Here is a 26877-nt window from a genome sequence, read left to right on the forward strand (position 1 = left end):
GGTTTCGATTTTCCAAGTAAAAACGCCCGCTTGCGCAGGCGTGAGGGATATGCATTGCTATCGGGGAAATAGCGTCTAGGCCTTGGCAGCAGGGGCCGCTTGGCCGAGGGCGATCTTCAGCAGATCGGCCACGGTGTTGGCGTTGAGCTTTTCCATGATGTTGGCGCGGTGCGCCTCCACCGTCTTGATGCTGATGCCCAGGTCGTCGGCGATCTGCTTGTTCAGGCGGCCGGCGACGATGCGCTCGAGCACCTGCGCCTCGCGGCCGGTGAGCTTGGACAGAAGCGCATCGCGGCTGGCCGACTGCTGATGCTGCGTGAAAGCGCCGCGCGCATGTTCGAGCATGCGCTCGACCAGCGTGACGAGTTCTTCGTCGTTGAAGGGCTTCTGGATGAAATCCATCGCGCCCTTCTTCATGCTGTCGACCGCCATCGGCACGTCGCCGTGCCCGGTGATGACCACGATCGGCAACGGGGAGCGCCGCTCGATCAGCCGATCCTGCAATTCGAGGCCGGTCATGCCGGCCATGCGGATGTCGACGATCAAACAGGCGACTTCGCGCGGGTCGTATCGGGAGAGAAAGGATTCGGCGGAATCGAAACAGCGGACTCTGTAGTCCTTGCCTTCGAGCAGCCATTGCAGCGAATCGCGTACGGCTTCGTCGTCGTCGACGACATAGACCGTGCCCTTCTTCGGAATCAAACTCATGCAGGTACCTTTGCCTCGTCGCTAGCTACGGAACTGATAGCGTCCAACACCGGAATCCAGAAGGAAAAACGGCATCCGATCACATCCGGGCCATTGTAGATGTTCTCCGCCTGCATCCGGCCGCGGTGCGACTCGACGATGGTGCGGCATAGATTCAGCCCGATGCCCATGCCTTCGGGCTTGGTGGAGAAGAAGGCTTCGTAGAGCCGGTCCATCACCTCTGGCGACAGGCCCTTGCCCGTGTCCTGCACCGAGAACTCGATGGCGTTCTGCCCCTCGATGGTCTTGGGCAGCACGCGCAACTCGACGCTGCGGCGGGCGAGCGGGCGGTCGGCGAGGTCGATCGATTCGGCCGCGTTCTTCAGCAGGTTGACCATCACCTGCTCGATCAGGATCGGGTCGACTCGCACCACCGGCAGCCGAGCGGCCACGTAGTGGTTCAGGCGCACGTTGCGGCGGCGCAGCTCGATGCCTGCGAGTTCGACGGCTTCGCTCACCATGGTGGCCACGTCGGCAGGCGTGCGGTTCGGTTCGCTGCGCTTCACGAAAGAGCGGATGCGCTGAATGATCTGGCCGGCGCGCTGGGCCTGCTTCGATGTCTTCTCCAGCGCTGCAAGCAGCGCCTCGGTGTCGATCGTCTGCCCCTTGATGCGCGACATCATCCCGTTGCAGTAGTTGGTGATGGCCGTGAGCGGCTGGTTGAGTTCGTGTGCCACGCTCGATGCCATTTCACCCATCGTGATCAGGCGGCTCGCGGCCTGGGCCTTGTCCGCCTGCGCGGCGGCCTGCTCCTCGGCATCGCGGCGCGGCGTGATGTCGGTGGCGATCACGAGTTGCGCAAGACGGCCGTCCACCCACGTCAGGTAGCGCGAGCGCACTTCGAGCCATTTGCCGAGGTGGGGCACGAAGATTTCGTTGTTGGCGGCTTGCGCGGCGGTGAGCGTGTCGATGGGAAGACCGGCGTACGGGTCCACGTCGTCCAGGCCTTCGTCGTGCGCATTCGATGCCGGTACGCCGGCCTGCGCCACCATGCCGAGATGGCCCACGGTATCGGAGCCGAACCAGAGGCGATACAGCTTGTTGGCGAACAGCAGTTCTTCGCTGCCGATGGGCGCGACCGACACCGCCGCGTCGAGCGCTTCGAGCACCGTCGTGAAGCGCTCATAAGAGGCGGACAACTGTTCGCGGATGCGTGTCGGCTCTGTGATGTCAGTCATCGACGTCATCCAGCCGGTCTGGTGGCCGCGCGCGTCGATCAGCGGAGAGACATAGAGCCGCGCGTTGAACACGCTGCCGTTCTTGCGCTTCACCCGCACCTGGAAGCCGCCGGGGAGAGCGCGTCCGTGCAGCTCTTCTTCCAGCCGCTCGTTCATCACTTCGCGGTCGGATTCCAGCCAGTAGGGAAAGGGCGGCGACTGGCCGACCAGTTCGGCTTCGCTCCAGCCGGTCATCGCGCAGAACGCGGCGTTCACGTAGGTGATGCGGCCTTGCAAGTCGAGCACGCGCATGCCGGTCAGCATGGAGTTTTCCATCGCACGGCGGAAGTTGGTTTCGGCGACCAGGCGTTGCTGGGCTTGCAGGCGTCGGCGCGTGTGGCGCCAGGTGCCGATCAGCATCCAACTGGTGAGCACGCTGAGCGCGCAGACCAGCCAGAAGAGGCCGTTGCCCACCACGCCTTGCGAGGTGCGATAGGCCTGCGCTCGCAGGATCAGCGCATTGCCGACGGGTGATACGGGCACCTCGTATTCGTTGGTTCGCTCTGACCACGGCAGCAGCCGCGTGCCGCTGTCCTTCAGGTTGGTCGTGTTGCCGGCGATGACGTTGCCCTTGGCGTCGAGCAGCGAGACCGCGTAGCGCGCCTGCACTTCAGAAGGCATGCCGTAGCGCAGCAGCCCATCGACCGAGAACTCGCCGAGCACCACGCCCGCGAACAGGCCCTGGTCGAAAAGAGGAATGTGCAACTGCAGCATCGCGGCCGGGTCGCCGCCGGCCACGGGTTGCGAATACACCGGCTGGCGCAGTTCGCGCGCCAGGGCGTAGTTACTTTCGATGTCGCCGGGCCGCAGCACATCGCCGATCAGGTGCTGCTGCGCGGGATGCACGCTGGGCGCTGCATAGCCGGCCTTGAAGCGGCGGCGGTCGTCGATCCAAGTGATGGTCTGCAGTTCGGGGAATTGGCTCACGAGCGATTCGGCGCGGCTCGTGAACTCGGTGGGATCGATCTCGCGGTTGGACGCATCGCGCGCGATGCGCATCAGTTGTTCCTGGCGCTCCAGCAACCGAAGGCGCATGCGCTGCTGGGCGTATTCGACGTCGCGGCGTACCGACTCCTGCTCGCGCTCGACTTCCTCGGTTCGCAGATACCAGAAAGCGGAAACGATGGCCGCGAGGAAAAGCAGCACCGCCGCCATCGGCGCGAGCATGGCGACCGCGTCCTGCAGGACCGGCGTTTGTCGACGCCACCAGCGGCGCCACCAGGAGAGCGGCGAGGCATTCACGGCACTGCGGGCGACCGCCAGCGGGGAGGAGAGGGGCATCCGGCGAGTTTAGGGGATTGCCCCTTGAGCGCTGACGGAAAAGCGCCAGTGCCATTGATCCGGTTGCGGTCGCGTTCGGCTTGGAAACTCACAAAAAATATCACAATAAGAAATCACCATGCGCCATTTGAAATAACGGAATTTCTATGCGAAACTCGCCCGCGTTTATTGCAGAGCGCACTAAATTACAGCCACAGCCCTAAAAGGAGAGACAAGCATGTCGGCAAATCCCGAGAACCTGTTCGGCTCGGCCGCAAACGATGCGGACGCCCAGGAGACCCGTGAATGGATGGATGCACTGTCCTCCGTCATCCAGAGCGAGGGGCCGGAGCGGGCCCACTTCCTTCTCGAGCAACTGCTCGAACATGCCCGGCAGCACAGCATCGACAAGCCGTTCTCTGCCAACACCGCCTACGTCAACACCATCGAGCCCGATCAGGAAGAGCGTTGCCCCGGCAACCTCGAGATCGAGGAGCGCCTGCGCGCCTACATGCGCTGGAACGCGATGGCGATGGTGGTCAAGGCGAACCGCCACCATCCCCCTGAAGGCGGCGACCTCGGCGGCCACATCGGCTCCTTCGCCTCGCTGGCGAACATGTTCGGCGCCGGCTTCAACCACTTCTGGCATGCCGAGAGCGAGAACCACGGCGGCGACTGCCTCTACATCCAGGGCCACGTCTCCCCCGGCATTTATGCCCGCGCTTACCTCGAAGGCCGCCTGACCGAAGAGCAACTGCTCAACTTCCGCCAGGAAGTGGACGGCAAGGGTCTCTCCAGCTACCCGCATCCCAAGTTGATGCCCCAGTTCTGGCAGTTCCCCACGGTGTCGATGGGCCTCGGCCCGCTGATGGCCATCTACCAGGCCCGCTTTCTCAAGTACCTGCATGCCCGCGGCATCGCCAACACCGAGAACCGCAAGGTCTGGGTGTTCTGCGGTGACGGCGAAATGGACGAAGTCGAATCGATGGGCGCCATCGGCCTGGCAGCGCGCGAAGGCCTCGACAACCTCGTGTTCGTCATCAACTGCAACCTGCAGCGCCTCGACGGCCCGGTGCGCGGCAACGGCAAGATCATCCAGGAGCTGGAAGGCGAATTCCGTGGCTCAGGCTGGAACGTCATCAAGCTGATCTGGGGCAGCGGCTGGGATCAGTTGATCGCACGCGACAAGGAAGGCGCGCTCCGCAAGATCATGATGGAGACGAACGACGGTGACTACCAGTCGTTCAAGGCCAACGACGGCGCCTACGTTCGCAAGCACTTCTTCGGCCGCGATCCGCGCACGCTGGAAATGGTCGCCAAGATGAGCGACGACGACATCTGGCAGCTGCGCCGCGGCGGCCACGACTCGCAGAAGGTCTATGCGGCCTTCGATGCGGCCGTCAAGCACAAGGGCCAGCCCACGGTGCTCCTGATCAAGACGGTCAAGGGCTTCGGCATGGGCAAGATCGGCGAGGGCAAGAACAACGTCCACCAGACCAAGAAGCTGAGCGACGAGGACATCATGGCCTTCCGCGACCGTTTCAACATCCCGATCCCGGACAGCCAGATCGCCGACCTGCCGTTCTACAAGCCGGCCGACGACACCCCGGAAATGAAGTACCTGCACGAGCGCCGCAAGGCCCTCGGTGGCTACCTGCCGCACCGCCGCACCAAGGCCGACGAGAGCTTCACGGTGCCCTCGCTCGAGACCTTCAAGTCGGTGATGGAGCCCACGGCCGAAGGCCGCGAGATCTCGACGACGCAGGCCTACGTTCGCTTCCTCACGCAGCTTCTGCGCGACAAGGCGCTCGGCCCGCGCGTGGTGCCCATCCTGGTGGACGAGGCCCGTACTTTCGGCATGGAAGGGTTGTTCCGCCAGATCGGCATCTACAACCCCGCAGGCCAGCAGTACACCCCGGTCGATAAGGACCAGGTCATGTACTACAAGGAAGACAAGGCCGGCCAGATCCTGCAGGAAGGCATCAACGAAGCCGGCGGCATGTCCAGCTGGATCGCGGCGGCCACCTCGTACAGCACGAACAACCGCATCATGGTGCCGTTCTACGTGTACTACTCGATGTTCGGCTTCCAGCGCATCGGCGACCTGGCCTGGGCGGCCGGCGACATGCAGGCCCGCGGCTTCCTGCTGGGCGGCACCTCGGGGCGCACCACGCTGAACGGCGAAGGCCTGCAGCACGAAGACGGTCACAGCCACATCCTGGCCAACACCATCCCGAACTGCGTGAGCTACGACCCGACCTTCGCGCACGAAGTCGGCGTGATCCTGCACCATGGCTTGAAGCGCATGGTCGAGAAGCAGGACAACGTCTATTACTACCTGACGCTGCTCAACGAAAACTACGCGATGCCCGGCCTCCAGCCCGGCACCGAAGAGCAGATCATCAAGGGCATGTACCTGTCCAAGCAGGGGCCGGTGGTCAAGGCGGCCAAGGGCAGCAAGGAAGCGCCGACCGTGCAACTGCTCGGCAGCGGCACCATCCTGCGCGAGAGCTTCGCGGCGCAAGAGTTGCTCGAGAAGGACTGGGGCGTGTCGGCTTCCGTGTGGAGCTGCCCGAGCTTCAACGAGCTCACCCGCGACGGCCAGGACGCCGACCGCTGGAACCTGCTGCACCCCGACCAGACCCCGCGCGTGCCCTTCGTGGCCGAGCAACTCGCGCCCACGACCGGCCCGGTGGTCGCATCGACCGACTACATGAAGGCCTATGCGGAACAGATCCGCCCCTTCATTCCGAAGGGCCGCACCTACAAGGTGCTGGGCACCGACGGTTTCGGCCGCAGCGACTTCCGTAACAAGCTGCGCGAACACTTCGAGATCAATCGTCACTACATCGTGGTGGCCGCGCTCAAGGCGCTGAGCGAAGATGGCACCGTGCCGGTGGCCAAGGTGGTGGAAGCGATCAAGAAGTACGGCATCAATGTCGACAAGGTCAACCCGCTCTACGCTTGAACATCAACAACCAACGAACGAACGGCGCCTCGCGGCGGGAGACAACGATATGGCAGCAGTGGAAGTGAAGGTGCCGGACATCGGCGATTTCGATGAAGTCGCGGTGATCGAGGTGCTGGTGAAGGTGGGCGACACGGTCAAGGCCGAGCAGTCGCTCATCACGGTGGAATCGGACAAGGCGTCGATGGAGATTCCGTCGTCGACCGCCGGTGTGGTCAAGGAAATCAAGGTCGAGGTCGGCGGCAAGGTGAAGGAGGGCTCGGTGGTGCTCGTGCTGGAGGCCGAAGGTGCCGCCGCTGCACCGCCCCCCGCGCCTGCAGCAGCTCCGGCTCCTGCGGCTGCCGCTCCGGCACCCGCAGCCGCGGCGCCTGCACCCGCTGCCGCGCCCGCCGCAGCCTCCGGCCCGGTCGAGATCAAGGTGCCGGACATCGGCGACTTCAAGGACGTCGCGGTCATCGAACTGCTGGTGAAGCCCGGCGACACGATCACGGCCGACCAGTCGCTGATCACGGTGGAGTCGGACAAGGCCTCGATGGAGATTCCGTCGTCGGGTGCCGGCGTGCTGAAGGAGCTCAAGGTCAAGGTCGGCGACACGGTCAACATCGGTGACCTGATCGCGATCCTGGAAGGTTCGGCAGGTGCTGCCGCACCCGCGCCTGCGCAAGCTGCCGCAGCAGCACCGGCCGCAGCAACCGCCAGCGCCCCCGCGCCGGCCGCTGCTTCTCCGGCCCCGGCCGCAAGCCCGGTAGCCGCCGCTGCACCGCACGATCCCACCACGGCGCCCAGCGCCAACCTGCCGCACGCCTCGCCCTCGGTGCGCAAGTTCGCCCGCGAACTCGGCGTGCCGCTCGAAGAGGTCAAGGGCTCCGGTCCCAAGGGCCGCATCACGCAGGAAGACGTCCAGGGCTTCACCAAGGCCGTGATGAGCGGCCAGGCCAGCACCAAGGCCTCTGCGGCCAAGGCGCCGGCCGGCGGCGGCAGCGCGGATGGCGCGGCGTTGGGCCTCATTCCGTGGCCCAAGGTCGACTTCACCAAGTTCGGTGCGGTCGAGCGCAAGGATCTCTCGCGCATCAAGAAGCTCAGCGGCGCGAACCTGCACCGCAACTGGGTGATGATTCCGCACGTCACCAACAACGACGAAGCCGACATCACCGAGCTCGAAGCCTTCCGCGTCTCCACCAACAAGGAGAACGAGAAGTCTGGCGTGAAGGTCACGATGCTGGCCTTCGTGATCAAGGCGGTGGTGGCGGCGCTGAAGAAATTCCCCGACTTCAACGCGAGCCTCGATGGCGACCAGCTCGTCTACAAGCAGTACTTCAACATCGGCTTCGCCGCGGACACGCCCAACGGGCTCGTGGTTCCGGTGCTGAAAGATGCCGACAAGAAGGGCATCCTGCAGATCAGCGCCGAGATGGGCGAACTCGCCAAGAAGGCGCGCGACGGCAAGCTCGGCTCGGCCGACATGCAGGGCGGCTGCATGTCGATCAGCTCGCTCGGCGGCATCGGCGGCACGCACTTCACGCCCATCATCAACGCCCCCGAAGTGGCCATCCTCGGCCTCTCCAAGGGCCAGATGAAGCCGGTGTGGGACGGCAAGCAATTCGTGCCGCGTCTGACGCTGCCGCTGTCGCTGTCCTACGACCACCGCGTGATCGACGGGGCCCTGGCTGCGCGCTTCAACGCCTACCTGGGGCAAGTGCTCGCGGACTACCGTCGAATCCTGCTATGACCACGGTAGTGGCCGTCCGCAAGGGCGGCCAGGTCACGATGGCAGCCGATTCTCTGGTGACCTTCGGCGACACGCGGCTCTCGCACCGCGCCGAGAAGAACCAGAAGATCTTCACCGTCGAGGACGCGGCGGGCACCAGCCTGTTCGCCATGGCCGGCGCCGCGGCGCACTTCCTGGTGCTGCAGCACGCGCTGGCCGCGCAGGAGCGCGAGAAGCTCCTGTTCGGCAGCAAGCACGAGATCTTTCGCACCTTCACGATGCTGCATCCGGTGCTCAAGGACTCGTTCTTCATGCAGACCAAGGAAGACGACCACGAGCCCTACGAGTCGAGCCAGTTCACGATGCTGATGGCCAACCAGAGCGGCATCTACGGCATCTACAGCTACCGCGAGGTGTTCGAGTTCAAGGAGTTCTGGGCCATCGGCTCGGGACGCAGCTTTGCGCTCGGCGCCATGCACGCGGCCTATGACATCAAGTCGCGCAGCGCGCGCGACGTGGCGGAGGCGGGGATCGCCGCCGCCTGCGAATTCGATCGCAATTCGGCCCCACCGGTCGACGTTCTCACACTCAAACTGAAAGTGTCCAAATGAGCGAACAACAAATCAAGGTGCCCGACATCGGCGACTTCGACGAAGTCGCGGTGATCGAGGTGCTGGTCAATGTCGGAGACACGGTCAAGGCCGAACAGTCGCTGATCACGGTCGAATCGGACAAGGCCTCGATGGAGATTCCGTCGTCGGCGGCCGGCGTGGTGAAAGCCATTGCCGTGAAGGTGGGCGACAAGGTCAAGGAAGGCTCGGTCGTGTTGACGCTGGAGGTGGAGGGTGCCGCAGCGGCTGCACCGGCTGCCGCCGCGCCAGCGCCTGCTGCCGCGGCTCCTGCGCCCAAGGCTGCGACACCTGCTCCGGCTCCGGCCGCTGCGCCTGTCGCTTCCACCTACGGCGGCAAGGTCGATGTCGAGTGCGACGTGATCGTGCTCGGCGCCGGCCCCGGCGGCTATTCGGCAGCTTTCCGCGCGGCCGACCTGGGCCTGAAGGTCGTGCTGATCGAGCGCTATGCCACCCTCGGCGGCGTGTGCCTGAACGTCGGCTGCATCCCCTCGAAGGCGCTGCTGCACGTGGCTTCCGTCATGGACGAGGTCAAGCACTTCGCCGACCTGGGCGTGAGCTTCGCCGCGCCCACGGTCGACCGCGCCAAGCTGCTCGGCCACAAGAACAAGGTGGTGGGCAAGCTCACCGGCGGCCTCACGGCCATGGCCAAGATGCGCAAGGTAACGGTGCTGCGCGGCGTGGGCAACTTCATCGATCCGTACCACCTGGAAGTCGAAGAGACCTCGGGCACGAGCTGGGACACCACCGGCAAGAAGCAGACCGTCAAGTTCCGCAACGCGATCATCGCGGCCGGCTCGCAGTCGGTCAGCCTGCCGTTCATGCCCAAGGGCGATCCGCGGATCGTGGATTCCACCGGTGCGCTCGAAATGGGCACCGATCCCAAGCGCATGCTCGTGCTGGGCGGCGGCATCATCGGCCTCGAAATGGGCACGGTGTATTCGACGCTGGGCGCGCGCCTCGATGTGGTCGAAATGCTCGACGGTCTCATGCAGGGCGCCGACCGCGACCTGGTGAAGGTCTGGCAGAAGATGAACGCGCCGCGCTTCGACAACATCATGTTGAAGACCAAGACGGTCGGCGCCGAAGCCACGAAGGAAGGCATCAAGGTCACCTTCGAGGGCGAGAACGCGCCCAAGGAGCCGCAGGTGTACGACCTCGTGCTGCAGGCCGTGGGCCGCAGCCCCAACGGCAAGAAGATCGGCGCCGAGAAGGCCGGCGTCACGGTGAGCGATCGCGGATTCATTCCGGTCGACATCCAGATGCGCACCAACGTGCCGCACATCTTCGCCATCGGGGACATCGTGGGCCAGCCCATGCTGGCGCACAAGGCGGTGCACGAGGCGCATGTGGCGGCCGAGGTGATCGCCGGCGAGCAGAAGGGCGACAAGGAACTCTCCAGCGCCGCCTTCAACGCCCGCGTGATCCCCAGCGTGGCCTACACCGACCCCGAGGTGGCGTGGGTCGGCCTCACGGAAGACCAAGCCAAGGCCGAAGGCATCAAGGTCAAGAAGGGCCACTTCCCGTGGACCGCTTCGGGCCGCGCCATCGCCAACGGCCGGGACGAGGGCTTCACCAAGCTGCTGTTCGATGCCGAGACGCATCGCATCCTGGGTGGGGGCATCGTGGGCACGCATGCGGGCGACATGATCGGCGAGATCGCGCTGGCCATCGAGATGGGCGCGGACGAGATCGACATTGGCAAGACGATCCACCCGCATCCGACGCTGGGCGAAAGCATCGGCATGGCGGCGGAAGTGGCGCACGGCACCTGCACCGACCTGCCGCCGGCGAAGAAGGCGGCCTGATCAGCCAGAGGCGCCATCGAGCGCCCACAAAAAATCCCGCCGCGGCGGGATTTTTTTCGTCTTGGTCCTGAATCCTGGATTCAGGGGGAGGGCGATCAGTCGTCGCCGGTGCGGGCGTTGGCGGCTGCGGCCTTGATCTCTTCAGTCGGTACTGCGCCACCAAGCACGCGGCGGGCGCCGTCGAAGCGGCGCTGCCAGTAGCTGCCGTTCATGTCTTCGACACGAACCTGCGCGCCGGAGCGGGGGGAATGAATGAACTTGCCTTCGCCGACGTAGATGCCGACATGGCTGAAGGCGCGGCGCATGGTGTTGAAGAACACGAGGTCGCCGGGCTTGAGCTGGCTGCGGTCGATTTTCTCGGTGGCGGCGGCTTGCTCTTCGGCGCGGCGGGGGAGCATGTGGCCGACGGTCTGGTTGTACATCGCGCGGACGAAGCCGCTGCAATCGAAACCGGATTCCGCCGTGTTGCCGCCGCGGCGGTAAGGAACTCCGAGGAAACCGATGGCGGTCACCACCAGGTCGGAAGTTCTTTCGGTGACTGTTTGACGGACCTGCTTGAGCTGGCTGATCAGGCCCTTGTCTGCGAGCAAGCCGGCCAATTCGTCATCGGGTCGGTCCTGTTGAGGGGCTGCATGAACAGCGACGGCAAAGAGGAGGGACGCGGGTAGGACGAAAAAACGCATGGCGCGTAGGATATTGATGACGCGCGGTTATGTCAATTTAATCCGGATTAGCGAATATGGCTGCAAATCGTTGATTTGCTTGAAGTTTTTCGATCTCGCCTAAGAAAAAATGTAACGGTCGATCTTTATGGGCCATAAGCGGTTCGTTTCGAATGGGCCCTCGTGACCAAGGTGAAATGGCCAACAGTCTGGATTCGGGCGCTATTTATCGCCAAGATCGTGGCAACTCTTCGGAAAAGACATGAACTTGCAAATTCAGGCCGCCTTTCGCCTTGCGCGCCGTGCCGCGGTCATTGCTGGATTCGGATTTTGCGGCCTCGCTCTGGCGCAAGCACGGTCCGAAATCCTGGCGTCAGGCCTGGAGAACCCATGGGGCGTCGCCTTCCTGCCGGGTGGTCGCTATGTGGTCACGGAACGCCCGGGGCGCCTGCGCTTGATCGGCGCGGACGGCAAGCTGAACGCGCCGATTGCTGGTTTGCCCGTCATCGCGGCCGGCGGCCAAGGTGGTTTGCTCGATGTGCTGGCCGACTCCGGCTTCGACAAGAACCGCACGCTGTACTTCTGCTTCTCCGAACCCGAAGCCGGCGGGTCGGGCAACAGCACGGCGCTGGCGAGCGCGCAACTCTCGGGTGATGGCGCCCGGCTCGAAAACCTGAAGATCATCTTCAGCCAAAAACCCAAGGTGGCGAGCCGCGCGCATTTCGGCTGCCGCATCGTCGAAGCGCGCGACGGCACGCTGTTCCTCACGCTGGGCGATCGTTTCAGCCGCAAGGAAGACGCACAGAAGCTCGACAACCACCTGGGCAAGGTGGTGCGCTTCAACAAGGATGGCTCGGTGCCGAAGGACAACCCCTTCGTCGGCAAGGCAGGCGCGCTGCCCGAGATCTGGAGCTATGGCCACCGCAACGGGCAGGGCGCTACGCTCGCGCCCGACGGCCGCTTCTGGATGGCCGAGCACGGTCCGCAGGGCGGCGACGAAATCAACATCCCGCAGGCCGGCCGCAACTACGGCTGGCCGGTGATCACCTATGGCGAGAACTACGGCGGCGGGAAGATCGGCGACGGCATCACGGCCAAGGAGGGCATGGAGCAGCCGCTGCATTACTGGGTGCCATCGATCGCGGCATCGGGCATGGCGTTCCTGACGAGCGACCGTTACGGCGCCGGCTGGAAGGGCAACCTCTTCGTGGGCTCGCTGAAGTTCGGCTACCTCGACCGCATCGAGCTGAAGGACGGCAAGGTGGTCGCCGAGCACAAGCTGCTGGCAGATGGGAAAGCCCGCATCCGCGACGTGAAGCAGGGGCCCGATGGCCTGCTCTACGTGCTGACGGACGAGGCCGACGGCAAGCTGCTGCGCCTGCGTCCGAACTGAGGCGGCACTTCAGTCGGGGCAGCCCGGCAACGGCAGGGTCGGCAGCAGGCGGCGCCAGAGCCGCGTCCACTCGGGCCAGTCGTGGCCGCCCTCCGTCGTGAAGACGCGATCCGAAGGCAGCGCGGCCCCCAGCAGCCGGTGGCTGAAGGCGAAGCGGTCCTCGAGCGCATACCCAAGATAGAGCGGCGGCCGCGCGCCGAAGGTGGCGGTGGTGCCGACGTAGCCGCGCAGCCATTGCCAGAGCTGTGTTTCGTTCGGCGTGCGTGGGTCGCTGCCGGGCGGGGCGCCCAGCGGCCCGGTCCAGCGGGCGATGCCGCCGGCATTCGCGATGTCGGTGCCGAGGCCGCGTTCTCCGAGGTAGGGCGCGATGGTGACGAGGCCCGCGAGTTCGCCGGGGTGTGTCTGCGCGTAGAGCAATCCGCCGAAGCCGCCGACCGAGATGCCGACGATCCAGATCGACTTGTAGCCCTGGCTGCGCGCCGGCGCCATCACGTCCTGGCTCAGGCGCTCGAGGATGGTCTTGCTGTTGTAGTAGCCGAGATGGGCGTCGACCCGCATCACATCCACCGCGAGCCGGTTGTCGTTCAGTGCGCTGACGAAACCTTCGCGCACGAACTCGTCGGGGTGCGAGTACGCACCGGGCAGCATCACGACGAGCGTATCGGCGTTCGGTGTGCAGGTGCTTTTTTCGAGCGTGGTCTCCAGCGGAGCCTTGGCCGTGCGCAGGCCGCCGCAGCCGGTGGCCAGAACAGTCGCGCAAAGGGCAGCCAGAAGAATTCGCATTCGCCAGAGTCTAGGTGCGCAGCGACACCGGCAGGTCGACCATCACCGGCTGGCCGGGCGTGGTGCACCCGGTGTCGCAGCATTTGCCGGGCTGGCGGTTCTTCGTGATGGCGCGTGCCGGATCGTGCGGTGCCGCGGCGGGCGATCCATCCGCCGCGATGCCGCGCTCCAGGATGCGTTCGACCAATTCGACCTTCGAGCCGACCGGGTAGTTGCGCCAGATCTCCTGCTTCATCGCCGCCGGCGAGCCGCCGCCATGCAGGCTGATCACGCTGTACCAGCCGCCCTGGTAGCCGGCGGTGAGGTCTTCGATGAAGCGGGCCGTCTCGATGCGCTGCTCGTAGGGAATCGCCGGGTTGGCGCGCAGCACGTCCGACAGGCGCGCAGCGGTTTCGGGGTTGTGGTCTTCGTCGGGGCCGGGCAGGGTGACGATGAGGCCGCCGCTCACGTAGTGCGCGATGCGGTGCATGTCGTAGATCTTTGTCGCCAGCAGCAGTTTGCCGATGTTGCTGAACACCGGGTCGGGCATGAAGACTTCGCAGTGTTCGTCGGCCTTGCCGTAGACGCTGGCGGCCACGCCGCAGGCGAAGAAGCTCTCGGTGATGGTGATGAGTTCGACCATCTGCTCGCGCAGGTGGCTTTCCTTGCCGGGGTCGAAGCCGTTGGCCTCGCACATGAGCGCGCCGGCGCCGATCAGGAGGTCGCCGAAGCCCGCGCGCGCCCCGATGCAGCTGTGGCGATGGTGCGTCGCGTAGCTGTAGGTCAAGTGGCCCGAATGCTCCCATTCGCCGGCGTAGAACACGCGGTCCCACGGCACGAAAACCTTGTCGAGCATGCACACGCCGGTGCTCTGGCCGTACTTGCGGCTGAAGAGGGCGTCGCCGTGCTCAAGCTTTTCGCCGGGGCGCCCGGCCGGACGCGCGACGATGGTGAGGCCGGGCGCATCGAGCGGCACGGCGCAGCAGACGGCGAAGTCGGCGTCTTCGCGGCCCATGTTGCGGCAGGGCATGACGAGCAGTTCGTGCACATAAGGCGCGCCGGTCACGATGGCCTTGGTGCCAGAGATGACGATGCCGCGCGCATTGCGTTCGACCACGTGCAGGTAGCTGTCGGCGTTCGCCTGCTCATGCGGCCGGCGGCTGCGGTCGCCCTTGGCGTCGGTCATGGCGACGCCCAGGGTCAGGTCCTGGTCCTGGATGCGGTGCAGGTACTCATGGAAGCGCGCGGTGTGCTCGGTGCTGCCGCGCGCGTCGTCGATGCGCGCCGACACCTGGGCGATGGCGTTGAGCGCGTCGTGCGTCAGGTAGCGCTGGGCGCAGCCGGTTTCCTGGCAGACCAGCCGCACGGCCTCCAGCTTGTTGAGCAGATCGCCCGAGCTGGTGTTGATGTGTGAGAGCCGGTTCACCCGCTTGCCGCTGGTGTGCTGGACGGCGGTCATCAGGGGCTCGTACTGGGCCTTCAGCGCGTAGTCGTAGGTGAGGGCGATGGCATTGATGCCGGGTTGGAAGGCGGCTTCGTCAGCCACGCTGTCGACACGGCGGCCGTCGACAAACACATTGGGGCTGTAGCGGCGCAGCGATTCGCGGTAGTCGGCGCCAGACATGAGGCTGGCGGGAAGCGGGGCGTTCATCGTTTGTCTCCGTGCTTTTTTGATCGTCGTCGCAAATATTTGAACATTGTTCATTTTTTATATCAATGTTAAAAAATATGAACAAGAACGTAATCCGAGACTTATAGTGCCGCCCATGCACGCTAAGCTCCAACGCCGCCAGACCCTCACCGACGCCCGCCGTGCCCTGGTGCTCGACGCCGCCCGCACGGTGTTTTCGGAGGCGGGGATCGAGGGCGCGAGCATCCGGGAGATCGCGAAGAAGGCCGGCTACACGCCGGGCGCGATCTATTCGTACTTCGAGAGCAAGGAGGCGATCTACGCCGCGCTGCTCGACGAATCGCTGATGCGCCTGCAGGCCGCCGTGGCCGAGGCGAAGGTGTCTAAAAGCCGGCCCGACAAGACCCTGGCGGCCAAAGCCCAGGCCTGGTTCGACTTCTACGCGGCGAACCCGCGCGACCTCGACCTCGGCTTCTATCTGGTGCACGGCATGCGCCCCCGTGGGCTGACCAGCGAGCTGGACCACGAACTGAACGACCGCCTCTACGACGCGCTGCGCCCCTGCGAAGACGCGCTGCTGGCCATGGGCCTGGGCGACGCCCTCGCGCTGCAGGAAAACACGGCCCTTTTCGCGCACGGCGTCGGCCTGCTGCTGATGCAGCACACCGGCCGCATCCGGATGTTCCGGCAGTCGGCCGATGCCTTGTTCAAGACCTATCTGGCGCAACTGACGCAGCGTTCCGCCGCCCCGGCGATGAATGAAGATGCCGGCGAACCGGTCGAGGCGGGCCAACCCGATCTTTTCGGTGGTACGGTTCAGGCCAATTCAACCGATACCTGAAAGATCCCGTTCATGCTGCTCGACGCCTCGCTCTCCCAACTCGTTCTGGTCGACTACCAGGCGCGGCTGATGCCGGCGATCTTCGAGAGCGAAGCGGTCGCGCAGAACGCGGTGCGGTTGGGCAAGCTGGCGCGGCTGTTCGAGGTGCCGGTGTTCGGCACCGAGCACAACCCTTCCAAGCTGGGCGAGAACGTGCCCGATATCCGCGCGCTGTGCCAGCGCACCTTGCCGAAGATGCATTTCAGCGGCGTGGAAGAGGGCTTGGGCGAATGGCTGCGCGTGCCGGCCAAGGCGCCGCAGGGCAATGCCCGCAGCCTTCCAAAGCATCTGCAGAAGCCGACCGCCGCGGCCGAAGAACGTAACACCATCGTGATCGCCGGCTGCGAAGCCCACGTCTGCCTGCTGCAGACCGCGCTCGACCTGCTGGAAGACGAATTCGAGGTCTGGGTCGTCACCGACGCCTGCGGCTCGCGCACCGAGCGCAATCGCGACGCCGCCTTCGACCGGCTGGCCGGGGCCGGGGCCGAGCTCGTGACGACCGAGATGGTCGCCTTCGAGTGGCTGCGCACGGCGGAACATCCCGCATTTCCTGAAGTGCTCGCGCTGGTTCGATAGCCGCATCGCGGCCTGCAAGGCAGGGCGCGGCCGGATTGTTCCGGTCGTCAGCTTGCTGCAAGACCGGTCTCCATAATTATGAATTCAGTTTTGGCGAGGCAGCCGGAATGGAATGAATAACAGGAGACAAGTCCAGATGAGCCGCTACGAAGATTTCTATCGCCAGTCCGTCGACGCGCCCGAGGCCTTCTGGGCCGAGCAGGCCAAGCTGATTGACTGGCAGACCCCCGCAGAGCAGATCCTCGACGCCACTCAGCCGCCGTTCGCGCGCTGGTTCGTGGGCGGCACGACAAACCTGTGCCACAACGCGGTCGACCGGCATCTGGCCGCGCGCGGCGACCAGCCGGCGCTGATCTTCGTTTCCACCGAAACCGGCGTCGAGAAGAGCTACAGCTTCAGCGAGCTGCACGCCGAGGTGCAGCGCACCGCAGCCAGCCTGGTCGAGCTCGGCGTGGAGAAGGGCGATCGGCTGCTGATCTACATGCCGATGATTCCCGAGGCCGCCTTCGCAATGCTGGCCTGCGCGCGCATCGGCGCGATCCACTGCGTGGTGTTCGGCGGCTTCGCGAGCGGGTCGCTGGCCACCCGCATCGAGGATGCCGAGCCCAAGGTCGTCGTGAGTGCGGACGCGGGCTCGCGCGGCGGCAAGGTCATTGCGTACAAGCCGCTGCTCGACGAGGCGATCCGCCTGTCGAAATACAAGCCGGCTGCGGTGCTGCTCACCGACCGCGGCCTCGCACCCATGGACCTGACCGCCGGCCGCGACCACCTGGCCAGCGAACTGCGGCAGAAGCACCTCGATGCGCAAGTGCCCTGCACATGGCTCGCCTCGACCGACATCAGCTACACCATCTATACGAGCGGCACCACAGGAAGGCCCAAGGGCGTTCAGCGCGACGTGGGCGGCTATGCGGTGGCGCTGGCCGCGAGCATGAAGCACATCTTCGACGGCCGGCCCGGCGAAACGTACTTCTCCACCAGCGACATCGGCTGGGTCGTGGGCCACAGCTACATCGTCTACGGCCCGCTGATCGCCGGCATGGCGACGATCATGTATGAGGGCCTGCCGACCCAGGGCATCGACCAGCAGCCCGACGGCGGCATCTGGTGGCGCCTGGTCGAGAAGTACAAGGTGACGGTGATGTTCAGCGCGCCCACCGCGGTGCGCGTGCTCAAGAAGCAAGACCCGGCGCTGCTGAAGAAATACGACCTCTCGACCCTGCGCGCGCTGTTCCTCGCGGGCGAGCCGCTCGACGAGCCGACCGCGCGCTGGATCAGCGAGGGCCTGGGCGTGCCGATCATCGACAACTACTGGCAGACCGAATCGGGCTGGCCGATGATCACCATCGCCAATGGCGTGGAAGCCAAGTCGAGCAAGTTCGGCAGCCCAGGCGTTCCGATGTACGGCTACCGCATCAAGATTCTTCATGAATCGACCGGCGAGGAATTGACTGCGCCGAACGAGAAGGGCGTGGTCGTGGTCGAGTGCCCGACGCCGCCCGGCTTCATGCAGACCGTGTGGAAGGACGACAAGCGCTTCGTCGACACCTACTGGAAGAGCGTGCCGGGCAAGATGGTCTATTCGACTTTCGACTGGGGCATCCGGGATGCGGACGGCTATTTCTACATCCTGGGCCGCACCGACGACGTGATCAACGTGGCGGGCCACCGGCTCGGCACGCGCGAGATCGAGGAGAGCATCTCGGGCCACGCCAACGTGGCCGAGGTCGCGGTGGTCGGCGTGGCCGACGCGCTCAAGGGGCAAGTGGCGATGGCTTTCGTCGTGCCGAAGGACGGGCGCGCGGTGACCGATGCCGATACGGCGCTGAAGCTCGAAGGCGAGATCATGAAAGTGGTGGCCGATCAGCTCGGTGCCCTTGCAAGACCCGCCCGCGTGCGCTTCGTCTCGGGCCTTCCCAAGACCCGCAGCGGCAAATTGCTGCGCCGCGCCATCCAGGCGGTGTGCGAGCAGCGCGACCCGGGCGACCTGACCACCATCGACGACCCCGCGACGCTGCAGCAGATCAAACAGTTACTCGATCGGGGCTGATATCTCCTCGATGGGGGTTGCACACCCCCATCGCGACGTCATATGGTTGACGTGGCACAATGCCAAGGTACTCAGGCCCTTCCCCAGCCACAGTCGCATCCGCCAACCGGTTCAGCCGTGTCGCGGAAGGTTTCTTAAACCAGCTAGTGCTTCCTTCAGGGAAGCGAAGGTCAGCGGATCATGAGCGATTCCTCTACGCCCACGGCGTACACCGCCTATCAAGGCAACACCTACCTCTTCGGCGGCAATGCGCCCTATGTCGAAGAGATGTACGAAAACTACCTCTCCAACCCCGGCAGCGTTCCCGACAACTGGCGTTCGTACTTCGACGCCCTGCAGAACGTTCCTGCGGCCGACGGCACCAACACCCGCGACGTTCCACACCTGCCGGTCATCAACGCTTTCGCCGAACGCGCGAAGCAGGGTACGACCAAGGTCGTGCAGGCCAGCGGCGCCGACTCCGAACTCGGCCGCAAGCGCACCGCAGTTCAGCAGCTGATCGCCGCCTACCGCAACGTCGGCGCACGCTGGGCCGACCTCGATCCCCTGAAGCGCGCCGAGCGCCCGGCCATTCCGGAACTCGAGCCCTCGTTCTACGGCTTCGCCGATGCCGACCTCGAGACGGTGTTCAACACCAGCAACACCTTCTTCGGCAAGGAGACCATGTCGTTGCGCGACCTGCTCAATGCCTTGCGCGAAACGTACTGCGGCACGATGGGCGCCGAGTACATGTACACCACCGACCAGAACCACAAGCGCTGGTGGCAGCAGAAGCTCGAAAGCGCGCGCACCAACCCGAAGCTGAGCGCCGAGCAGAAGAAGCACGTGCTCAACCGCCTGACCGCGGCCGAGGGCCTGGAGCGCTTCCTGCACACCAAGTACGTCGGCCAGAAGCGTTTCTCGCTTGAAGGCGGCGAAAGCTTCATCGTCTCGATGGACGAACTGATCACCCAGGCCGGCGTCAAGGGCGTGCAGGAAATCGTGATCGGCATGGCCCACCGCGGCCGCCTGAACGTGCTGGTCAATTCGCTCGGCAAGATGCCGGCCGACCTGTTCGCAGAGTTCGACCACACCGCCCCCGAAGAGCTGCCCAGCGGCGACGTGAAGTACCACCAGGGCTTCAGTTCGGACGTGACCACCCCCGGCGGCCCGGTCCACCTGAGCCTTGCGTTCAACCCCTCGCACCTTGAAATCGTGAACCCCGTGGTCGAAGGCTCGGTGCGCGCCCGCATGGACCGCCGCGCCGACCCGCTGGGCAAGCAGGTGCTGCCCGTGATCGTGCACGGCGACGCCGCCTTCGCGGGCCAGGGCGTCGTGATGGAAACGCTGGCGCTGGCCGAAACCCGTGGCTACTCCACCGGCGGCACGGTGCACATCGTCATCAACAACCAGATCGGCTTCACCACCAGCGACCCGCGCGACAGCCGCTCGACGCTGTATTGCACCGACATCGTCAAGATGGTCGATGCGCCGGTGCTGCACGTGAACGGCGACGATCCCGAAGCCGTGGTGCTCGCCACCCAGCTCGCGCTGGAGTTCCGCATGGAATTCCAGAAGGACGTGGTTGTCGACATCATCTGCTTCCGCAAGTTGGGTCACAACGAGCAGGACACCCCCTCGCTCACCCAGCCGCTCATGTACAAGAAGATCGCCCAGCACCCCGGCACGCGCAAGCTGTACGCCGACAAGCTGGCCGCTCAGGGCCTGGGCGACACGCTCGGCGATGACATGGTCAAGGCGCAGCGCGCCGCGTTCGACGAAGGCAAGAACACCGTCGATCCGGTGCTCACCAACTTCAAGAGCAAGTACGCCGTCGACTGGAGCCCGTACCTCAACAAGAAGTGGACCGACGCCGGCGACACCGCCATTCCCTCGAGCGAGTGGAAGCGCCTGGCCGAGAAGATCACCACCGTGCCGCAAGGCTTCACCGTGCATCCGCTGGTGAAGAAGGTGCTGGACGACCGCGCCGCCATGGGCCGCGGCGACGTCAACGTCGACTGGGGCATGGGCGAGCACATGGCCTTCGCCTCGTTGGTGGCCAGCGGCTACCCGGTGCGCCTGTCGGGCGAAGACTCGGGCCGCGGCACGTTCACGCACCGCCACGCCGTGCTGCACGACCAGAACCGCGAGAAGTTCGACGAAGGCACCTACACGCCGCTGCAGAACGTGGCCGAGAACCAGGCCCCGTTCGTCGTGATCGACTCGATCCTGTCGGAAGAAGCCGTGCTCGCGTTCGAATACGGCTACGCCTCGAACGACCCGAACACGCTCGTCATCTGGGAAGCCCAGTTCGGCGACTTCGTGAACGGCGCCCAGGTGGTGATCGACCAGTTCATCGCCTCGGGCGAAGTGAAGTGGGGCCGCGTCAACGGCCTCACGATGATGCTGCCGCACGGCTACGAAGGCCAGGGCCCCGAGCACAGCTCGGCACGCCTGGAGCGCTTCATGCAGCTGAGCGCCGACACCAACATGCAGGTGGTTCAGCCCACCACCGCCAGTCAGATCTTCCACGTGCTGCGCCGCCAGATGGTGCGCAACCTGCGCAAGCCCCTGATCATCATGACGCCCAAGTCGCTCCTGCGGAACAAGGACGCGACCTCGCCGCTTTCCGAGTTCACCAAGGGCAGCTTCCAGACCGTCATTCCCGACAGCAAGGGTCTGAAGGCAGAGAAGGTCAAGCGCCTGATCGCCTGCTCGGGCAAGGTCTACTACGACCTGGCCAAGAAGCGCGAGGAGCAGGGCAACGACGACGTGGCGATCATCCGCGTCGAGCAGCTCTACCCGTTCCCGCACAAGGCCTTTGCCGCCGAGATCAAGAAGTACCCGAACCTCACGGACGTGGTGTGGTGCCAGGACGAACCGCAGAACCAGGGCGCCTGGTTCTTCGTGCAGCACTACATCCACGAAAACATGCAGGAAGGCCAGAAGCTCGGCTACTCCGGCCGTGCCGCTTCGGCATCGCCGGCGGTCGGGTATTCGCACCTGCACCAGGAACAGCAGAAGGCGCTCGTCGATGGCGCATTTGGCAAGCTCAAGGGCTTCGTGCTGACCAAGTAATACAAGCCTCTTTTCACACGAACACCCTCAAGAAAAATACGGAGCAATCTCCAAATGTCTATCGTAGAAGTCAAAGTCCCCCAGCTTTCCGAATCCGTGGCCGAAGCCACCATGCTCACCTGGAAGAAGAAGGCCGGCGAAGCCGTCGCCGTCGATGAAATCCTGATCGAGATCGAGACCGACAAGGTCGTGCTGGAAGTGCCCGCCCCCTCGGCCGGCGTGCTGGCCGAAATCGTGCAGCCCGATGGCGCCACCGTGGTGGCCGATCAGCTGATCGCCAAAATCGACACCGAAGGCAAGGCCAGCGCCGCTGCCCCGGCTGCAGCACCTGCTGCCGCTGCTCCGGCTGCTGCCGCGCCTGCTCCGGCAGCCGCTGCCGCCGCCACCGGCGGTTCGAAGTCGGACGTTGCCATGCCCGCCGCCGCCAAGCTGCTGGCCGACAACAACCTCAAGACCGGCGACGTTGCCGGCACCGGCAAGGACGGCCGCGTGACCAAGGGCGACGTGCTCGGTGCAGTGGCTTCGGGCGCCAAGCCTGCCGCTGCCGCCATCCCCGCACCGGCTGCCAAGCCCGCACTGCCGCAGGTCGCCTCGCCGGTAGGTTCGTCCGACCTCGGAGAGCGTCCGGAACAGCGCGTGCCGATGAGCCGCCTGCGCGCCCGCATCGCCGAGCGCCTGATCCAGTCGCAGTCGACCAACGCGATCCTGACGACCTTCAACGAAGTGAACATGGCGCCCGTCATGGAACTGCGCAAGCGCTTCCAGGACAGCTTCACCAAGGAACACGGCGTGAAGCTCGGCTTCATGTCCTTCTTCGTGAAGGCCGCGGTGCATGCGCTCAAGAAGTACCCGGTGATCAACGCCTCGGTCGACGGCAACGACATCCTGTACCACGGCTACTTCGACATCGGCATCGCCGTCGGTTCGCCGCGCGGCCTGGTGGTGCCGATCCTGCGCAACGCCGACCAGATGAGCTTTGCCGACATCGAGAAGAAGATCGCCGAGTACGGCAAGAAGGCGCAGGACGGCAAGCTGGGCATCGAAGAGATGACCGGTGGCACGTTCTCCATCTCGAACGGCGGCACCTTCGGCTCGATGCTCTCGACGCCGATCATCAACCCGCCCCAGTCGGCCATCCTCGGCGTGCACGCCACCAAGGACCGCGCTGTGGTGGAGAACGGCCAGATCGTCATCCGTCCGATGAACTACCTGGCCATGAGCTACGACCACCGCATCATCGACGGCCGTGAAGCCGTGCTGGGGCTGGTCGCGATGAAGGAAGCGCTGGAAGATCCGTCGCGCCTGCTGTTCGACATCTGATCGGCATCTGACTCACCCCCAGGCTGCGCGCACTTCGTGTCGCTTCGCCAACCCCCACCAAGGGGCAACACCCGCGGCCCGGCAAAGCCGGTTCCGCGGTGTTTCGCGAAGGATGCCAATCAGTGACGCGTCCGCCAACTGAAACGGAAACCCTATGAGCAAACAATTCGACGTCATCGTCATCGGCGGCGGCCCCGGTGGCTACATCGCCGCGATCCGTGCGGCGCAACTCGGCTTCAACGTGGCCTGCATCGACGAGTGGAAGAACGCCAAGGGCGGTCCCGCGCTCGGCGGCACCTGCACCAACGTCGGCTGCATTCCCTCGAAGGCGCTGCTGCAATCGTCGGAGCACTTCGAGCACGCGGGCCACGGCTTTGCGGACCACGGCATCAAGGTGTCGGGCCTCTCGCTCGACATCGACAAGATGCTGGCCCGCAAGGACCAGGTCGTGAAGCAGAACAACGACGGCATCACCTACCTGTTCAAGAAGAACAAGATCACGTCGTTCCACGGCCGTGGCTCGTTCGTGAAGGCTGCCGACGGCGGCTACGAGATCAAGGTGGCGGGCGCCGCCGAGGAAACCATCGTCGGCAAGCACATCATCGTGGCCACGGGCTCCAACGCCCGCGCGCTGCCGGGTGCGGCCTTCGACGAAGAGAACATCCTCTCGAACGACGGCGCACTGCGCATCGGCGCCGTGCCCAAGAAGCTCGCGTTGATCGGCTCGGGCGTGATCGGCCTGGAAATGGGCTCGGTGTGGCGCCGCCTCGGCTCGGAAGTGACGGTGCTCGAAGCGCTGCCCACGTTCCTCGGTGCAGTGGACGAACAGATCGCCAAGGAAGCCAAGAAGGCCTTCGACAAGCAAGGCCTGAAGATCGAACTGGGTGTGAAGGTCGGCGAGATCAAGTCGGGCAAGAAGGGCGTCTCGATCGCCTGGACCAACGCCAAGGGCGAAGCCCAGGTGCTGGACGTCGACAAGCTGATCGTGTCGATCGGCCGCGTGCCCAACACCATCGGCCTGGCCGCCGATGCCGTGGGCCTCGCGCTCGACGAGCGCGGTGCCATCAACGTGGACGGCGACTGCAAGACCAACCTGCCCAACGTGTGGGCGATCGGCGACGTGGTGCGCGGCCCGATGCTCGCGCACAAGGCCGAGGAAGAGGGCGTTGCCGTGGCCGAGCGCATTGCCGGCCAGCATGGTCACGTCAACTTCAACACGATTCCGTGGGTGATCTACACGCACCCCGAAATCGCGTGGGTCGGCCAGACCGAGCAGCAACTCAAGGCCGAAGGCCGCGCCTACAAGGCCGGCACCTTCCCGTTCCTCGCGAACGGCCGCGCGCGCGCGCTGGGCGACACGACCGGCATGGTCAAGTTCCTGGCCGATGCCACGACCGACGAGATCCTGGGCGTGCACATGGTGGGCCCGCAGGTGAGCGAACTGATCTCCGAAGCCGTGGTGGCGATGGAGTTCAAGGCGAGCGCCGAAGACATCGCGCGCATCTGCCACGCGCACCCGTCGCTGTCGGAAGCCACGAAGGAAGCCGCGCTCGCCGTCGACAAGCGCACGCTCAACTTCTGACCCCTTGAGCGTCAAAGAGGCTTACGAAAAGGAACTCGCCTTGCGCGGGTTCCACAGCGATCCCGCGCAACTGCGCGCGGTGGAGGCGCTGGATCGCTGTGCGAGCGAATGGGCCGAGTACAAGGCCCAGCGTTCCAACGCGCTGAAGAAGTTCATCAACCGGCCCGAGCTGCCGCGTGGCGTCTACATGTACGGTGGCGTTGGGCGGGGCAAGAGCTTCCTGATGGACCTGTTCTTCAACGCGGTGCCGCTGCGCCGCAAGACGCGGCTGCACTTTCACGAATTCATGCGCGAGGTGCACCGCGAACTGCGGGAGCTGCAGGGCACGGTCAATCCGCTCGACGAGCTGGGGCTGCGCATTTCGAAGCGCTACAAGCTGATCTGCTTTGACGAATTCCACGTGGCGGACATCACCGACGCGATGATTCTTCATCGGCTACTGGTGTCGCTGTTCGAGAACGGCGTGGGCTTTGTCACCACCTCCAATTTCAAGCCCGACGACCTGTACCCCGGCGGGCTGCACCGCGACCGCATCCTGCCCGCGATCGCGCTGCTCAACGAGAAGCTCGAAGTGTTGAGCGTGGACAACGGCACCGACTACCGGCGCCGCACGCTCGAGCAACTGCGCATGTACCTCACGCCGAACGATGCGTCGGCCGAGAAGGAAATGCGCAAGGCCTTCGACAAGCTGGCCGAGACGGCTGACGAGAACCCGGTGCTGCACATCGAGGCGCGCGAGATCCGCGCACGGCGCAAGGCCGGCGGCGTGGTCTGGTTCGATTTCAAGACGCTGTGCGGCGGGCCACGCTCGCAGAACGACTACCTCGAAATCGCGAGCCAGTTCCACACGGTGCTCTTGTCCGACGTGCCGCACATGCCCGTGCGCATGGCCTCGGAAGCACGCCGTTTCACCTGGCTGGTCGATGTCTTGTACGACCGGCGCGTGAAGCTCATCATGTCGGCTGAGGTTCCGCCGGAGGCGTTGTACACCGAGGGGCCGCTCGCGCACGAGTTCCCGCGCACGGTTTCCCGCCTCACTGAAATGCAGTCGAGCGAGTTCCTCTCCCTGGAACGCCGCATCGTCGATACCCGACTCACATGAAAAAAATTGCCCTTGCCTTGCTGATGACCTTGGCCAGCCTTCCGCTCTGGGCGCAGTCGAATGCTGCGGCGGGCAACGCCAATCTCGAGGCCGAGCGCACCCGGCTTTCTGCCGAACGCGACGCGATCGAGGCGCGCTTCCTGCAGGAGCGAACGGCTTGCTACAAGAAATTCGCGGTCGAGGATTGCCTGCGCGAGAGCCGCGGCCGCCGGCGCACGGAACTCGACAGCATCAAGCGCCAGGAAACGGCGATCAACGACATCCAGCGCCAGCGCGCCGGCGCGGCGGAGCAGCAGAAGCTCGACCAGAAGGCCGCCACGCAGCGTCCGGCGGATACGCAGGAAAAGCGCGACCAGTCGGCCAAGGATCAGAAGGACCGCGAACAGCGCGCCGCCGACCATGCCGCCAGCCGGGCCTCCACAGCGGCCGAAGCCGCCGAGCGGCAGAAGCAGTTCGACGACAAGCAGAAGGCGCACGCCGACGCACAGGCCAAGGCCGCTCAACGCCGTGCCGAGGCGCCCGCCGAAGCGGAGCGTTTTGCAGAAAAGCAGCGCAAGGCGGAAGAGCACAGGGCGAGCCGCGAGCGCCAGAATGCCAATCGCACGAAGCCACGCGGTGCACCGCTGCCACCGGCGGCGCCCGCGTCATCGCCGGCACGCTAAGGGCGCTACTGCCGCGATCAGGCCGTTGTTGCGGTGGTGGCCGTTGCCGTCGTCGGCAGCGAATCGAGCTTCAGCACTGCAATGGAAATGTTGTCGCCCGTGCCGCGGGCGCGGCGACGCGCTTCTCTCACCAGGATCTCTACCGCATCGCGCGGCGACTGTGCGTACAGCACGCTCGCGAGTTCCGCGGGGCTGAAGTAGTGCCAAAGGCCGTCGCTGCATGCCATCAGCAAGTCGCCCGGTTGCATCTTCGGGATGTAGTGCGGGTCGATGGGCGGCGGCGTCGTCGCCATTCCCAGGCACCCGAGCAGGATATTGCCCTGGGGATGCACATTGGCCTCGGCCTCGCTGATCTGGCCGCGATCCACCAGCGCCTGCACGTACGAATGGTCGCGCGTGCGTTTGACCAGTTGCCCGTCGCGGAAATGATAGATGCGCGAGTCGCCCGCATGGATCCAGGCGCAGTCGCCCTTGGGGTTCATGAGGAAGGCGGCCAGCGTGCTGTGCGGCTCCTGCTCGCTGGAGATCGCGGTGAGCTTGATGACCGTGTGCGCGTCGTCGAGCAACTGGCGCAGGATGGCCTCGGGGTCGTCGCGCTCGGGGTGGTAGCGGGTGAAGAGCTGGCGCGCCGTCATCAGCACCTGGTCGGAAGCCTTGCGGCCCCCGCTGCGGCCGCCCATGCCGTCGGCGATGACGCCCAGGACACAGCCCGGCGTGCGCGGATGGCTCATCATCAACACCTGGTCCTGTTGATAGGGGCGGTCTCCCTTGTGGAGTCCGGTGGCGGCGGCAAGTCGAAAGCCTTGGGTCATGAGCACATGTGCGCCGAAGGCGCGCTTCCTGTCTTCTCGTAAATTCGTATCA

General features: G+C 65.1%; 19 protein-coding genes. 13 read left to right on the forward strand and 6 right to left on the reverse strand.

Translation table 11 applies throughout. The annotated features are described in order from the left end of the window. Positions 1-75 precede the first annotated feature (75 nt). Both QFZ83_RS09050 and QFZ83_RS09055 read right to left on the reverse strand, forming a co-directional pair. The gene (locus tag QFZ83_RS09050) at positions 76-708 is read right to left on the reverse strand and encodes a response regulator transcription factor (protein ID WP_012747279.1); all 633 of its coding nucleotides are present in this window, start codon (positions 706-708) and stop codon (positions 76-78) included. Next, a complete protein-coding gene (locus QFZ83_RS09055; RefSeq protein WP_013542141.1) occupies positions 705-3245 on the reverse strand; it encodes a PAS domain S-box protein in 2541 nt (846 codons plus the stop codon). The genes QFZ83_RS09050 and QFZ83_RS09055 overlap by 4 nt, the downstream gene beginning before the upstream one ends. Positions 3246-3462: 217 nt before the next feature. Here QFZ83_RS09055 and aceE point away from each other — a divergent pair, with 217 nt between their 5' ends. Genes aceE through lpdA (QFZ83_RS09075) form a run of 4 tightly spaced genes read left to right on the forward strand, consistent with a single transcriptional unit; the run spans position 3463 to position 10337 of the window. Then, complete coding sequence (gene aceE, locus QFZ83_RS09060; RefSeq protein ID WP_307505225.1) at positions 3463-6192, forward strand: pyruvate dehydrogenase (acetyl-transferring), homodimeric type; 2730 nt, start codon at positions 3463-3465, stop codon at positions 6190-6192. A gap of 49 nt (positions 6193-6241) precedes the next feature. Beyond that, on the forward strand, positions 6242-7921 hold the full coding sequence (gene aceF, locus QFZ83_RS09065; RefSeq protein ID WP_307505228.1) for a dihydrolipoyllysine-residue acetyltransferase: 1680 nt from the start codon (positions 6242-6244) through the stop codon (positions 7919-7921). Then, the gene (locus QFZ83_RS09070) at positions 7918-8511 is read left to right on the forward strand and encodes an MFS transporter (protein ID WP_013542138.1); all 594 of its coding nucleotides are present in this window, start codon (positions 7918-7920) and stop codon (positions 8509-8511) included. The genes aceF and QFZ83_RS09070 overlap by 4 nt, the downstream gene beginning before the upstream one ends. After that, positions 8508-10337 (forward strand): dihydrolipoyl dehydrogenase, encoded by a 1830-nt coding sequence (gene lpdA / locus QFZ83_RS09075; RefSeq protein ID WP_307505231.1) that lies wholly within the window; start codon positions 8508-8510, stop codon positions 10335-10337. The genes QFZ83_RS09070 and lpdA (QFZ83_RS09075) overlap by 4 nt, the downstream gene beginning before the upstream one ends. A gap of 95 nt (positions 10338-10432) precedes the next feature. Here lpdA (QFZ83_RS09075) and QFZ83_RS09080 read toward each other — a convergent pair whose 3' ends face one another. Then, on the reverse strand, positions 10433-11020 hold the full coding sequence (locus QFZ83_RS09080; protein WP_013542136.1) for a C40 family peptidase: 588 nt from the start codon (positions 11018-11020) through the stop codon (positions 10433-10435). Positions 11021-11261: 241 nt separating this feature from the next. Between QFZ83_RS09080 and QFZ83_RS09085 the strand changes: the two genes are divergently transcribed. After that, positions 11262-12392, forward strand: coding sequence for a PQQ-dependent sugar dehydrogenase (locus QFZ83_RS09085; protein ID WP_307505234.1), 1131 nt, complete (start codon positions 11262-11264; stop codon positions 12390-12392). Positions 12393-12401: 9 nt separating this feature from the next. Here QFZ83_RS09085 and QFZ83_RS09090 read toward each other — a convergent pair whose 3' ends face one another. After that, positions 12402-13175 (reverse strand): alpha/beta hydrolase, encoded by a 774-nt coding sequence (locus QFZ83_RS09090; protein ID WP_307505237.1) that lies wholly within the window; start codon positions 13173-13175, stop codon positions 12402-12404. Between the two features lie 10 nt (positions 13176-13185). Further along, entirely contained in the window at positions 13186-14805 is a 1620-nt protein-coding gene (locus QFZ83_RS09095) for a 4-hydroxyphenylacetate 3-hydroxylase family protein (protein ID WP_307505239.1), read from the reverse strand. A 169-nt stretch (positions 14806-14974) separates the two neighbouring features. On the opposite strand from QFZ83_RS09095, the gene QFZ83_RS09100 reads away from it, so the two are divergent. The 8 genes from QFZ83_RS09100 (at position 14975) to QFZ83_RS09135 (ending at position 26013) form a co-directional block, all read left to right on the forward strand. Next, positions 14975-15625, forward strand: a complete 651-nt coding sequence (locus tag QFZ83_RS09100) for a TetR/AcrR family transcriptional regulator (protein WP_307505242.1) — start codon at positions 14975-14977, stop codon at positions 15623-15625. 12 nt (positions 15626-15637) lie between these two features. After that, complete coding sequence (locus tag QFZ83_RS09105; RefSeq protein ID WP_307505244.1) at positions 15638-16240, forward strand: isochorismatase family protein; 603 nt, start codon at positions 15638-15640, stop codon at positions 16238-16240. 112 nt (positions 16241-16352) lie between these two features. Beyond that, complete coding sequence (locus QFZ83_RS09110; RefSeq protein ID WP_307505247.1) at positions 16353-18290, forward strand: propionate--CoA ligase; 1938 nt, start codon at positions 16353-16355, stop codon at positions 18288-18290. Between the two features lie 180 nt (positions 18291-18470). Continuing rightward, a complete protein-coding gene (locus QFZ83_RS09115) occupies positions 18471-21347 on the forward strand; it encodes a 2-oxoglutarate dehydrogenase E1 component (RefSeq protein ID WP_013542129.1) in 2877 nt (958 codons plus the stop codon). A 54-nt stretch (positions 21348-21401) separates the two neighbouring features. After that, positions 21402-22667, forward strand: coding sequence for a 2-oxoglutarate dehydrogenase complex dihydrolipoyllysine-residue succinyltransferase (gene odhB, locus QFZ83_RS09120; RefSeq protein ID WP_307505250.1), 1266 nt, complete (start codon positions 21402-21404; stop codon positions 22665-22667). A 154-nt stretch (positions 22668-22821) separates the two neighbouring features. Further along, complete coding sequence (gene lpdA / locus QFZ83_RS09125) at positions 22822-24249, forward strand: dihydrolipoyl dehydrogenase (RefSeq protein WP_307505253.1); 1428 nt, start codon at positions 22822-22824, stop codon at positions 24247-24249. A 4-nt stretch (positions 24250-24253) separates the two neighbouring features. Beyond that, positions 24254-25351 (forward strand): cell division protein ZapE, encoded by a 1098-nt coding sequence (gene zapE, locus QFZ83_RS09130; protein ID WP_307505256.1) that lies wholly within the window; start codon positions 24254-24256, stop codon positions 25349-25351. Further along, the gene (locus QFZ83_RS09135) at positions 25348-26013 is read left to right on the forward strand and encodes a hypothetical protein (RefSeq protein ID WP_307505259.1); all 666 of its coding nucleotides are present in this window, start codon (positions 25348-25350) and stop codon (positions 26011-26013) included. Before zapE ends, QFZ83_RS09135 begins: the two co-directional genes overlap by 4 nt. A 17-nt stretch (positions 26014-26030) precedes the next feature. On the opposite strand, the gene QFZ83_RS09140 is transcribed toward QFZ83_RS09135, so the two are convergent. Further along, positions 26031-26825, reverse strand: a complete 795-nt coding sequence (locus QFZ83_RS09140; protein ID WP_307505261.1) for a PP2C family serine/threonine-protein phosphatase — start codon at positions 26823-26825, stop codon at positions 26031-26033. Between the last annotated feature and the right edge of the window lie 52 nt (positions 26826-26877).

It is taken from the genome of Variovorax sp. W1I1 (assembly GCF_030815625.1).
Taxonomy (GTDB): domain Bacteria; phylum Pseudomonadota; class Gammaproteobacteria; order Burkholderiales; family Burkholderiaceae_C; genus Variovorax; species Variovorax paradoxus_C.